Below are 12,315 nucleotides of genomic sequence, written 5' to 3' on the forward strand. Positions count from 1 at the left end.
TTCCTAAGCATTACTCACCCGTCCGCCGCTAGAAATCGGTAGCAAGCTACCTATTCCCGCTCGACTTGCATGTGTTAAGCCTGCCGCCAGCGTTCAATCTGAGCCATGATCAAACTCTTCAGTTTAATACTTTGTAGCACCTTAAAGGGTGCCAATCTTGGCTCATCAATTACTGACAAAAATTTGCTCAAATAAACTTCGAGTAATTTCTACCATCAATCAATGAAAATAATTTCGATCAATCAATCAGTAAAAATCCACACAAGTTGTTCTTCATAATCTCTTAATGATCTTCTTGTTGGTTCGTCACCAGCAAGCTAGGTCGGCTATATTACTCTTTATTTCTAAAGAGTCAACCGGTAATTTAAATTATTTTTAAACTTATCAAATAAAACCTAACTTAATCAATTCAACCAAGTCATTGTTTTATCAGAAGTTTTAATCTTCATCACCGCCGATGGATGTGCATTCTACAGCATTTCACATCCGTTGCAACACATTTTTTATGATTTATTTTACGCATGTCGCTTTTTTAAACACATAAACATTCTTTTGTATTATTATTGGGCTATATACACCCTATTTCATATAATAAAACGTATATACACCCAATTTTCATTCCATTTAATTTAAGACATTTTTGATTTCGTATGGTTGTTTTAAAAAAAACTGCCTATTTAATAATGGCGTGCTCCATTTCACCCTTATTATATGCAGCTCCCACAGCAAATATTTTCACAACCACTTTCTCTATTTTGAGTTATGCCAAGTGGGACACTACTTCACCCAAATTTTGCGTGATTAATAATTCAAGTTTAGTCAATGATTTTAAAAAACTTGCACCAACCCACAGCACTTATAAAATTACAGCCATCAATGTGAATGACATCAAATCTAGTCATTGCCAAGTTTTATTTTTTTCCAACCTAACAGCTAAAGAAGAACAAAGCATTTTAAACAATCATGTTAATTTCCCCGCCCTCTCTCTAAGTAGTAACAATAGTGAGTGTGAGTCTGGCAGTGCATTTTGTTTGTATAAAAAAAATCAGAGTTATTCGTTTAAAATTAATATGGAAAGCTTAACGCAGTCACAAATACATATTGATCCACGCGTTTTATTACTGGCGAAGTCCTCGGAGTCAGCTGAATGAAACAACTCTATAACCCAATTACATTACACCAATTATTTACGCGTTCGCAGCTCACTATCTTTGCTTTAACTTTTACGATTTGTTCTGCGATTTTTTTGGTTATTTCCACTTATACTATGCATACCTATGCAAAAAACAGCTTAACGATTTTATCGAATGCAATAAATGAACGCGTTCAACCTACTGTGGTGTTTAATGACCAAACAACGATGCGTCAAATTTTAAACGAATACACTCGACTGTATCCCATTCGATCGATAGAAATTACTAACCATCAAAATGCCTCGCTCGCACATACTGAACAACAAGAAATTTCAACTTTTTCCAGCCAAGCGATTTTGGATTATTTCTTTTTTAGCCAACCGATTCGTTTAGATATCCATCATGATCAGAAAAGTTATGGTGAACTAATCGTATATGGAAACTCTTCAGATTTAGTTAGTTTCTTCCATAAAATTTTATTGGGTTTATTTTTAGGTTTTATTCTTTTATTGGCTACCGTATTTTGGTCGGTGAATTCTGTTTATCAATACTTAATGCAATCCGTTCGCTCTATTGTTGAATCTGCTCAGACCATTAGCATTAAGAAAGATTATAAAATGCGGGTTTCAAATTCCGATATTCAAGAATTACACGCGCTTAGTACCGCCTTTAATGGCTTACTCAGTGAAATCGAACAGTCGAATAAAAACTTAATTTCAGAAAATGACAAACTTATTCATCTAGCACGTCATGATGCATTAACCCAATTGCCAAATCGTAATTATTTTTATGAAAAGCTATTTGAACTTTTTGACTTACAAGCGAATGCTGCTGTGTTCTTTGTAGATATTGAAAACTTTAAACATGTGAATGACCAATATGGACACTTAGCTGGGGATGCAGTACTGCGTGCCTCATCACATTGTTTAAAACAAGCACTGCCAGATGATGCTTTCGTTGCGCGACTCGGTGGTGATGAATTTGCAATTATTATCAATCGCTTAAATTTCCTGACAGAACTCGAAGTCTATTGTCACAAAATACATGAATGCTATGGTTCCACATTTGTTTATGAGCAACATAATATTGCGTTACAAGCAAATATTGGTGTGGCACTGATCCAAAATGCGAAATCGCCAGAAGATCTAATCGCAGATGCGGATCGCGCCATGTATGATGCTAAACTTTCGAATAATCATTGGTGCATTGCACCACAACGCCCCAACTCATAGGATTTGCTATGTTAAAGAACGCATTTAAAGTTTTATTTATACTTGCATTCACGGCCACTATGACAGCCTGCATGAGTTTAGGTAACTTAAGCTACAAACAAGCACGCATGCTTAAAAAAGAAGGTTTTGTCTTAACCAATGATGGTTGGACACTTGCCCTACCAGAACGTCTTTTATTTGGTTTTGATGATTATCAAATTCAACCCCACCAACAAGGCAAGTTAAATACACTTGCCACTCAACTGATTAAATATGACCTAAACAAAATTAAGTTTATTGGTCATACGGATAATGTTGGACAAACCAATTACAACCAACAACTGTCAGAAAAACGTGCGCAAAGCGTCGCAAACGTCTTCTTAAAGCAAGGTTATAACAGTTCAAATATTCAAATTATTGCCCGTGGTGCTGAACAGCCGATGGTTTCCAATGACACCGAAACAAATCGTGCCATCAACCGTCGTGTAAATGTCACCATCATCCCCTAAATAGCGGAATTTGGAAAAGCCACCTTCAGGTGGCTTTTTTATTTTTTATAAATTTCAGGCATAAAAAAACCGCTAAATGCGGCATCTTTTTCATAGTATTGCTTTTGAGATAAATGGTCGGAGCAGTAGGATTCGAACCTACGACCCCCTGGTCCCAAACCAGGTGCACTACCAGGCTGTGCTATGCTCCGCTTTCAACTTTAAAAGTTGGGGTGAATGATGGGATTCGAACCCACGACAACCGGAATCACAATCCGGGGCTCTACCAACTGAGCTACATCCACCATCATGTTCTTGCTTGTGAATAACCAATATAACGCATTTTAAATTACAGGCATAAAAAAACCGCTGTATGCGGTATCTTTTATCGACCGTTTTCTTTGAGAAAATGGTCGGAGCAGTAGGATTCGAACCTACGACCCCCTGGTCCCAAACCAGGTGCACTACCAGGCTGTGCTATGCTCCGAATTGGGGTGAATGATGGGATTCGAACCCACGACAACCGGAATCACAATCCGGGGCTCTACCAACTGAGCTACATCCACCATCACAACAAGTTTCAGATTCTAGTATCAGAACACCATTAAAATGGCGCGCCTGACAGGATTCGAACCTGTGACCATCCGCTTAGAAGGCGGATGCTCTATCCAACTGAGCTACAGGCGCATTACCGATGACATAGACTATCACGCGATTTTTGCCTTGAAAAATTGGTCGGAGCAGTAGGATTCGAACCTACGACCCCCTGGTCCCAAACCAGGTGCACTACCAGGCTGTGCTATGCTCCGTTTCATCTCAGCTTTCGCTGTATCGCATATCATGCGGTACGGTGTGCATTCTAGGCGTGACGTTGATTAACGTCAACACCTATCTTCAAAAAAACATAAAAAATCATTTCAAGCGATTATTTATCAAGCACTTTAATCATTTTTCAAGCAAAAATTAACGTTTTAAACTGGCGCTGAAATTCAACATCCGATCTAAGGGCAATTTAGCACGCTCAGCCAATGCCGGATCTACAAAAATTTCCTGATCGCCTTTTTGTAAAACTTCCAGAATGCCATCCAATTCATTCATCGCCATCCAAGGGCAATGCGCACATGAACGACAAGTCGCTCCCTCACCTGCCGTCGGTGCTTCGATGAGAATTTTATTCGGCACAGCTTGCTGCATTTTATAAAAAATACCGCGATCTGTTGCCACGATTAAACGTTCGTGTGGCAAGGTTTGTGCAGCCTTGATCAATTGCGAGGTGCTACCGACGGCATCTGCAATATCCACCACAGATTCTGGTGACTCTGGATGTACCAAAACTGCTGCATCAGGATACAGCGCTTTCATATTGGCAATACCACGTGCACGGAACTCTTCATGGACAATACATGCCCCATCCCATAGCAACATGTCTGCACCGGTTTTCTTTTGAATATAGCGACCGAGATGCTGATCGGGTGCCCAAATAATTTTTTCACCTAAACTATCTAAATGCTCAACAATTTCAACAGCACAGCTCGAGGTTACCACCCAATCTGCACGCGCTTTCACTGCCGCCGAGGTATTGGCATATACCACAACCGTATGATCCGGATGTGCATCGCAAAATTTGGTAAATTCATCGACAGGACAACCCAAATCAAGTGAGCATGTTGCTTCTAGGGTTGGCATCAATACAGTTTTTTCAGGAGATAAAATCTTCGAGGTCTCCCCCATGAATTTCACCCCTGCAACCACCAACGTCGTTGCTTGATGGTCACGACCAAAACGTGCCATTTCAAGTGAATCCGAAACGCATCCACCGGTCAGTTCTGCTAGTTCCTGCACTTCAGGATCACAGTAATAGTGTGCAACAAGGACAGCGTTACGTTTTTTGAGTTCCGCTTTAATTAATTCAAACTTTTCAAGCTTTGCAGCTTCCGTTAAGTGATGCTCTTTAACATCACCCAAACGATCCAAATGCGCTTGTACAATTGATTTTGCTTCATTTGCAATTAAGTTGTTTGCATTATTCATCACAACGTCTTCTCTATCCTTAATGCCTGCTACTACACAGGTGCTTCACAACTGACCCATAAATATGGCACTTGGCTATTTTTTACCGGTCATTAAAAAGTTCCACTTATAAAAAAGCCTCACAACGGAGGCTTTTCAAAAACATCAAATATCTTATGAACGGTAATCTGCGTTAATCTTGACATAATCATACGACAGGTCACAGGTATACACAGTATCTCGAGCACTGCCACGTCCTAAATCTACACGGATCGTGATCTCAGATTTCTCCATCTCTGCAGCCCCTGCTGCTTCGGTATAATCTGCTGCGGCACCACCGTCTTTACAGATTTGAATATCACCTAACCAGACCTGAATTTTTTTAACATCTAAGTTTGGCACACCTGCATAACCAATAGCTGCCAAAATACGGCCCCAGTTTGGATCTGATGCGAAGATTGCAGTTTTAACCAACGGTGAATGTGCGATGCTATAAGCAATATCACAACATTCTTGAGTATCTGCGCCGCCTTCTACCGCCACAGTAATAAACTTCGTCGCACCTTCACCATCACGGACAATGAGCTGTGCAAGACGCTTCATTACACGTGTTAACACGTCTAAAACAGCAGCATAACGTGAATCTGATTCTGAAGTAATTTCTACGCCACCAGCTTGGCCCGTTGCAATCAAAATACATGAGTCATTCGTTGAGGTATCACCATCCACCGTAATACGGTTAAACGACAGGTTAACTGTGGTTTTCAAAAGCTGTTGCACTAGCTCACGGCTAATGGGTGCATCAGTTGCCACATAGCTCAACATGGTCGCCATATTTGGACGAATCATGCCTGCGCCTTTAGAAATACCTGTCATGGTATACAGAACGCCATCTAGTTCGAACTGTTCAGATGCACCTTTAGGTGTTGTATCTGTGGTCATAATGCCCGTTGCCGCATCCAACCATGCATCTTCCTGCAAACTATCTAATGCGGGTTGCAAGCCTTGAACCAAACGATCAATAGGTAATTGCTCACCAATTACACCTGTTGAAAATGGAAGAACTTCTGTATTTTGAACACCAGCCAGTTCTGCCAGTTTCGCACATGTCGCTTCAGCATTTGCCATGCCAATTTTGCCAGTACCTGCATTGGCATTTCCGGTGTTAATCACTAAATAACGTGGATTACCTGCTAATAAGTGCGCTTTAGAAATATGCACCGGTGCTGCACAAAATGCATTTTGAGTAAAAATGCCTGCGACATTAGAACCTTCAGCAAATTCAAAAATGACAAGGTCACGTCGGTTCTGATAGCGCACATACGCTTCAGCCGAACCGATTTTTACACCTTTCACCACATGCATCTGTGGCATAGATACGTCACCAACTGCCATTTTTCAACGTCCAACTATATGAGTTATAAAAAATACAGCTTAGTGCAAAATCTATAAAAAATCGAGCAGAAGCACGGTTTTGCTGTAATTTTATTGTGGATTTCTTTTGCACATAAAAAAACCAGCCTTTCGACTGGTCTTTATCGCTGTTCGTCGTAAATTAGTTACGCGCAAGCTGAGTTGCTTCATCAAGAAGCACTTGTTTCGCTTTTTGTTGACTCGCAGCAGAAAGGGCTGGGTTTTCAGCCACAATACGGTCAGCATTCGCCGCATTGGCTGCTGCAATTTTTGCAGTTTGCAATACGATTGGACGATTTGGATTGGCAAAGGTATAACGAATACCCGTACGCGGGCTCGCTACAGTCACTTGACCGTCAGTACCAATCTGTACTTGAGTTGTTGTTGGACCAACTGCTTGTTGAACTTTCTCTACAGAAGTCGTCTGAGGAGCGTTTGCAAAGGTAAAAGTTGGCAAAGCCAAAGCAGCAATCATGAACGGTTTTAGTACTTTTTTCATTGTCTTTTCCGTCTTACGGTTATTGATAGAAACTAAATAACATTTAATCCGCTGCACTGCAAATACTATTCAGGTCAGATCAGCTGAGTAAATAAAAAATCAGAGCGCGATGGCTCTGATTTATTTAAAATTAAACAATACTGTTTAAATTTTACCGTGACATTGTTTATATTTTAGACCTGAACCACATGGGCACGGTGAGTTACGACTTTCTGGCGGAACAATCACTTGCTCTGCAGGTGTATATTGCGCATCGATAACATCATTACCGTTGGCTTCAGCCAACAAATTATCAAAGTCATTGTGTGACAATTGAAGATTCATTGATTCAGCTTGAGCCTGTTTTTGAGCTTCCATTTCTGCAAGCTCTTCGGCTGTAGGCACATGAATACGAGATAAATCTGTCACGACATCTGACTTAATCACAGCAAGCATGTTTACAAATAAATTAAAGGCTTCTTTTTTGTATTCTTGCTCAGGATTTTTCTGCGCATAACCACGTAAATGAATCCCTTGACGTAAGTAATCCATTGCTGCCAAATGCTCTTTCCAATGGCGGTCCAATGAATTCAACATAAAGTGACGTTCGAGCATTGCAGCCGTTTCGTCACCCATTTGCGTACGACGTGAACGGTAGTGCTGAAGAACTTCATCAGTAATATGTTCAACCAAAGCTTCTTCATCCAAACGACGATCTTGCTCTAACCACTGCGAAATTGGCAGTTCAATCGATAGATCTTCACGTAGCGCCTTTTCAAGACCTTCTATATCCCACTGATCGTGAATAGACTCAGGTGGAATATATATTTCGATCATGCCTTTAGTCACATCCTGAATCATCGTTTCGATGTAATCTTGTAAAGACGGTTCAACAAGAATTTCATCACGTTGCGAGTAAATAATCTTACGTTGTTCGTTGTTTACGTCATCGTATTTTAATAAATTTTTACGAATATCGAAGTTACGTGCTTCAACTTTACGTTGTGCATTTTCAATCGAACGTGACACCATTTTATGTTCAATGGCTTCATCTTCTTTCAGACCCATGGCACGCATCATCGCAACCACGCGATCACCAGCGAAGATACGCATCAAGTCATCTTCAAGCGACAAGTAGAAACGTGATACACCTGGGTCACCTTGACGACCCGCACGACCACGTAACTGGTTATCGATACGACGAGATTCATGACGTTCTGAACCAATGATGTGTAAACCACCAGAGTTCAACACCATGTCATGATTTTGTTCCCACTCAGCTTTTAAACGCGCTTCATCTGCTGCCGTTGGTTCTTCAATCTTCGCCAGTAAGGCTTTCCAGTTACCACCCAACAGAATATCGGTACCACGACCGGCCATGTTGGTAGCAATCGTCACTGCACGCGGTGAACCCGCTTGCGCAATAATATCCGCTTCACGCTCATGTTGTTTCGCATTGAGCACTTCATGTTGAATGCCTGCTTCTTTTAGCTTATCTGATAAGATTTCAGAGGCTTCAATGGTTGCTGTACCAATCAGGATCGGTGCAACACCCGCTTCATGAACACGTTGAATTTCTTGAATGATGGCATTGTATTTACCTTCACGGTTTAAATAGATTAAATCGTTTTGGTCATTACGAATCATCGGGCGATGGGTTGGAATCAGTACTACATCCAAGCCATAAATTTCTTTCATTTCTGCAGCTTCAGTATCTGCAGTACCCGTCATCCCTGATAATTTCTTATAAAGACGGAAATAGTTCTGGAATGTGGTGGTTGCCAAAGTTTGGTTTTCAGGTTGAATTTCCAAACCTTCTTTTGCTTCTACTGCTTGATGCAAACCTTCAGACCAACGACGACCCGGCATGGTACGACCGGTGTTTTCATCGACAATAATCACTTCACCATCATTGATGATGTAATGCACGTTGCGTTGGTATAGGTAATGCGCACGAATGGCCGCAGAAACATGGTGTACCAAGTTTAAATTAGCAGATGAATATAAACTTTCACCTTCAGCAAGCAAGCCCATTTGAATCAATTCAGCTTCAACAGTTTCATAACCGACTTCGGTCATTTCTACTGAGCGCTGTTTTTCGTCAATCCAGAAGTGACCACCATCTGGTACCTTCTCTTCTTTTTGTGCATGAAGTTTTGGTGGAATGCTGTTAATGGCAGCATACAACTGAGATGAGTCTTCTGATTGACCAGAAATGATCAACGGTGTACGTGCCTCATCAATCAGGATCGAATCGACCTCATCGATGATGGCATAGGTTAAGCTGCGCTGTTTTTTCTCAGCAGCAGAAAAAACCATGTTGTCACGCAAGTAATCGAAACCGAATTCGTTGTTGGTACCGTAAGTAATGTCAGCACGATACGCTTGAGCTTTTTCAGTTGGGTCTTGCATTGAGTAAATAATCCCAATGCTTAAACCTAAAAATTCGAATAATGGACGGTTTAATTCAGCATCACGCTGTGCAAGATAGTCGTTCACCGTAATCACGTGAACACCTTCACCACTAATCGCATTGAGGTAACAAGCAAGCGTTCCCATGAGGGTTTTACCTTCACCGGTACGCATCTCTGCGATCTTACCTTCATGTAAAGTAATACCACCAATCAGCTGTACGTCATAATGACGCATGCCCATGACACGCTTTGCAGCTTCACGACAAACAGCAAACGCTTCAGGTAATAATTTATCAAGGCTGTCGCCTTTTTTATAACGTTCTTTGAATTCTTCAGTTTTTGCAGATAAGTCTGCATCGCTTAGAACAGATATCGTCGGCTCGAGCGCATTTATCTTCTCTACGATTTTACGCATGCGTTTGAGTTCGCGCTCATTTTTGGTACCGAAGATTCCTCCGATCAGACTTGCCAACATGAATAGACTCTCTAAATCTTGCTTGTCAAATGAATATATTTTCTTAGTCGTTATTATGGTGCTAGAAATTCGAAGTACAAGGGTTTTGCACAAAAATCCCCTTAAATATTCTGCGCTCGGGTTCTAGCCCCGGAGACTTAAGGCAAGCTAATGTAACAAATTTTCTGCAGACAACATAGTGACTCTGTCGTGAGATATTTCGCATTTATCCCCCAATAAAACTGTTTTATATGAAATATATTCATAAAGAAATGAAAAAACACTATTTTTAATCATAAAAAAAATCCTTCATATTTATTTTTGAGTTAAACAAATTCAATAAATACGGGGATATTCCATGACGATTCGTTTAGGTGATACTGCACCAGACTTTACTCAAGACTCAAGCGAAGGCAGCATTCATTTTTATGACTTTTTAGGTGACAGTTGGGGCATTTTATTTTCGCATCCAGCCGATTACACCCCAGTCTGCACCACAGAACTTGGATTTACCGCAAAACTAAAAGATGAATTTAGCAAACGTGGTGTCAAGGCCATTGCCCTGTCTGTTGATGATGTTGAGTCGCATCATGGTTGGATTAATGACATTAATAATACTCAAAATACCACGGTGAACTTCCCGATCATTGCAGACAAAGACCGTAAAGTGTCCACCCTTTATGATTTCATTCACCCCAATGCCAGCGAAACATTAACTGTTCGCTCTTTGGTGATCATCGATCCACATAAAAAAGTCCGTTTAATCATTACTTATCCTGCATCTACAGGGCGTAACTTCCATGAAATTTTACGTGTCATTGACTCTTTGCAACTGACAGACAACCATAAAGTTGCAACACCGGCCAACTGGCAACAAGGTGAAGATGTGGTGATAGTGCCATCTTTAAAAGATGAAGAGGAAATCAAACAACGTTTTCCTCAAGGGTATAACGCGGTTACGCCTTACCTTCGTTTAACACCTCAACCTAAGTGAGGTAAAACGGAGCATTACGCTGTCCGAGCGCAAGATAAGAAGCTCTGCTGTGAGTGACCAAAGCGAAGGTACAAATTTAACTATTTTTAAGTGCAGCACCTGACCCAACTCAGAATCATAACCATAGTTACTTATAGTTACTTATAGTTTTCCCCTAAGAACGAATGACGAGCCCGTTCTGGCATTCTCCAACCTGCTCATCTTCGGATGAGCTTTTTTTGATTACAAATTCCTCTCTGGAATTAGATTGGTTAAACCTATCAAATCCGTTATAACTAAGAAAAACTTGAAAATAACAAACCGTGATTCATCAAATTCATCATTTACATTGTGGTAGTTTTTGTCCAACGTGTGCCCCTTTATTTGGACAGAAAGGCTTTCGCGCACATTTGGTCTGTCATTGCCTGCTCATTGAAACCGATAAAGGGCTCGTCTTAGTCGATACAGGACTGGGCTTACAAGATTATTTGCATCCACAAAATCGTTTAGGTCGGTTTATTTCACGCACAGCGCAGATCAAATTTAATCCGCAACTGAGTGCGATTCATCAAATTCAAAAATTAGGCTTTAAGGCTCAAGATGTTCAACACATTTTGTTGTCACACTTAGATTTTGATCATGCTGGCGGGATCTCTGATTTTCCGCAGGCGACTGTGCATGTCTTAGCCAGTGAATATAATGCCACTCAAAACCTTCATAGCTTAAAATCACGACTGCGCTATCGACCACAGCAATTCCAACTGCATCGTTATTGGAATTTTATCGAAAGCATCGGGACGCAAGCATGGTTTAACTTAGAACACACTGCCGGTCTGTCTATTTTTCAAGATGACATTTTAATGCTTCCACTTTTGGGACATACCGCTGGTCATGCCGGTATTGCGATTAAAAATAACCAGCGCTGGTTGTTATATTGTGGCGATGCTTATTACTCACAGCATCAATTAAATCCAAATTTTCATTCGCGGGCCTTAAATCAGCTTGAGCGTTTATTTGCCACCGACAATACACAGCGACTGCACACACTTCATAAGATTCAGCAGTTAGCACAGCATCCGGACATCGATCTCATCTGCGCACATGACCCATTCGAACTCGCTCGCTATCAGAACACAAGCAATGACCGCTAAAATCCTGCCAATGATCCTCCTTAGTGTTAGCTTCAGCTTCACGGGTTGCATGACATCAAATCCATTACCGTTAAATGAACGTCCTAAGCATTGGGGAAAAGTCGTTCATCAACAGCATAATTTTTATCAAATCAGCCCAACTGTATTTCGCAGTGAACAACCTAATGCAGATCTCGCCCCTGTTCTACGAGAACAGCACATCGATGTGATCATAAATTTACGTTCACGGCATCATGACCCAGAACGCTTAAACAATGTCATTGATACGCAAAAGATTAAATTTGTACATATTCCGATACACACGTGGCAAATCGATCGTGAAGATTTACTGGCGGTGATGAAAACTATAAAAGTGGCTGAACAACAGCAGCAAAAAGTGTTAATCCATTGCTACCACGGCTCAGACCGTACAGGCGCGAGTGTGGCAATGTACCGTATTATTTTTCAGCATTGGTCCATTGAGGAAGCAAAGCGTGAAATGAAACAAGGTGGCTATGGCTTCCACCCTATTTGGAAAAATATAGACCGATTATTCAGCCCTAAAAATGTAAGATGGATTCAGCAGCAACTACTGAATCCATCTTATTAAA

At 40.9% G+C, this 12,315-nt stretch carries 10 protein-coding genes, 6 tRNA genes and 1 rRNA gene; 6 read left to right on the forward strand and 11 right to left on the reverse strand.

Going from position 1 to position 12,315, the window contains the following annotated elements; all coding sequences use genetic code 11:
* Window positions 1-125 (reverse strand): 16S ribosomal RNA (locus tag FTU37_RS04135); the annotation flags it as partial.
* A 525-nt stretch (window positions 126-650) separates the two neighbouring features.
* On the opposite strand from FTU37_RS04135, the gene FTU37_RS04140 reads away from it, so the two are divergent.
* The 3 genes from FTU37_RS04140 to FTU37_RS04150 are packed head-to-tail and all read left to right on the forward strand — an operon-like array spanning window position 651 to window position 2,853.
* Window positions 651-1,151: a YfiR family protein gene (locus FTU37_RS04140; RefSeq protein WP_180123849.1), complete on the forward strand. Its 501-nt coding sequence runs from the start codon at window positions 651-653 to the stop codon at window positions 1,149-1,151.
* Window positions 1,148-2,365, forward strand: coding sequence for a diguanylate cyclase domain-containing protein (locus FTU37_RS04145; protein WP_180123850.1), 1,218 nt, complete (start codon window positions 1,148-1,150; stop codon window positions 2,363-2,365). The genes FTU37_RS04140 and FTU37_RS04145 overlap by 4 nt, the downstream gene beginning before the upstream one ends.
* Before the next feature lie 8 nt (window positions 2,366-2,373).
* Window positions 2,374-2,853, forward strand: coding sequence for an OmpA family protein (locus FTU37_RS04150; protein WP_168378784.1), 480 nt, complete (start codon window positions 2,374-2,376; stop codon window positions 2,851-2,853).
* 114 nt (window positions 2,854-2,967) lie between these two features.
* On the opposite strand, the gene FTU37_RS04155 is transcribed toward FTU37_RS04150, so the two are convergent.
* The 10 genes from FTU37_RS04155 to secA form a co-directional block, all read right to left on the reverse strand.
* Window positions 2,968-3,044: transfer RNA gene (locus tag FTU37_RS04155), tRNA-Pro, on the reverse strand.
* A gap of 17 nt (window positions 3,045-3,061) precedes the next feature.
* Window positions 3,062-3,137 (reverse strand) — tRNA-His (locus tag FTU37_RS04160).
* Window positions 3,138-3,242: 105 nt separating this feature from the next.
* Window positions 3,243-3,319: transfer RNA gene (locus FTU37_RS04165), tRNA-Pro, on the reverse strand.
* A gap of 3 nt (window positions 3,320-3,322) precedes the next feature.
* Window positions 3,323-3,398: transfer RNA gene (locus FTU37_RS04170), tRNA-His, on the reverse strand.
* A gap of 44 nt (window positions 3,399-3,442) precedes the next feature.
* A tRNA-Arg gene (locus tag FTU37_RS04175) sits at window positions 3,443-3,519 on the reverse strand.
* 45 nt (window positions 3,520-3,564) lie between these two features.
* A tRNA-Pro gene (locus tag FTU37_RS04180) sits at window positions 3,565-3,641 on the reverse strand.
* A gap of 154 nt (window positions 3,642-3,795) precedes the next feature.
* A complete protein-coding gene (nadA, locus tag FTU37_RS04185; protein WP_180123851.1) occupies window positions 3,796-4,863 on the reverse strand; it encodes a quinolinate synthase NadA in 1,068 nt (355 codons plus the stop codon).
* 153 nt (window positions 4,864-5,016) lie between these two features.
* A complete protein-coding gene (argJ, locus tag FTU37_RS04190; RefSeq protein WP_180123852.1) occupies window positions 5,017-6,237 on the reverse strand; it encodes a bifunctional glutamate N-acetyltransferase/amino-acid acetyltransferase ArgJ in 1,221 nt (406 codons plus the stop codon).
* 160 nt (window positions 6,238-6,397) lie between these two features.
* Entirely contained in the window at window positions 6,398-6,754 is a 357-nt protein-coding gene (locus FTU37_RS04195; protein ID WP_180055834.1) for a hypothetical protein, read from the reverse strand.
* Window positions 6,755-6,898: 144 nt separating this feature from the next.
* Complete coding sequence (gene secA / locus FTU37_RS04200; protein WP_180123853.1) at window positions 6,899-9,622, reverse strand: preprotein translocase subunit SecA; 2,724 nt, start codon at window positions 9,620-9,622, stop codon at window positions 6,899-6,901.
* A gap of 337 nt (window positions 9,623-9,959) precedes the next feature.
* Between secA and FTU37_RS04205 the strand changes: the two genes are divergently transcribed.
* The 3 genes from FTU37_RS04205 to FTU37_RS04215 all read left to right on the forward strand — a co-directional run bounded on the left by FTU37_RS04205 (window position 9,960) and on the right by FTU37_RS04215 (window position 12,314).
* Window positions 9,960-10,595, forward strand: a complete 636-nt coding sequence (locus FTU37_RS04205) for a peroxiredoxin (protein WP_180024520.1) — start codon at window positions 9,960-9,962, stop codon at window positions 10,593-10,595.
* 302 nt (window positions 10,596-10,897) lie between these two features.
* On the forward strand, window positions 10,898-11,725 hold the full coding sequence (locus tag FTU37_RS04210; RefSeq protein WP_180113370.1) for an MBL fold metallo-hydrolase: 828 nt from the start codon (window positions 10,898-10,900) through the stop codon (window positions 11,723-11,725).
* 49 nt (window positions 11,726-11,774) lie between these two features.
* Window positions 11,775-12,314 (forward strand): dual specificity protein phosphatase family protein, encoded by a 540-nt coding sequence (locus FTU37_RS04215; RefSeq protein ID WP_373686270.1) that lies wholly within the window; start codon window positions 11,775-11,777, stop codon window positions 12,312-12,314.
* The last annotated feature ends 1 nt before the right edge of the window (window position 12,315 follow it).

It is taken from the genome of Acinetobacter sp. YH12097, assembly GCF_013419225.1.
Taxonomy (GTDB): Bacteria; Pseudomonadota; Gammaproteobacteria; order Pseudomonadales; family Moraxellaceae; genus Acinetobacter; species Acinetobacter amyesii.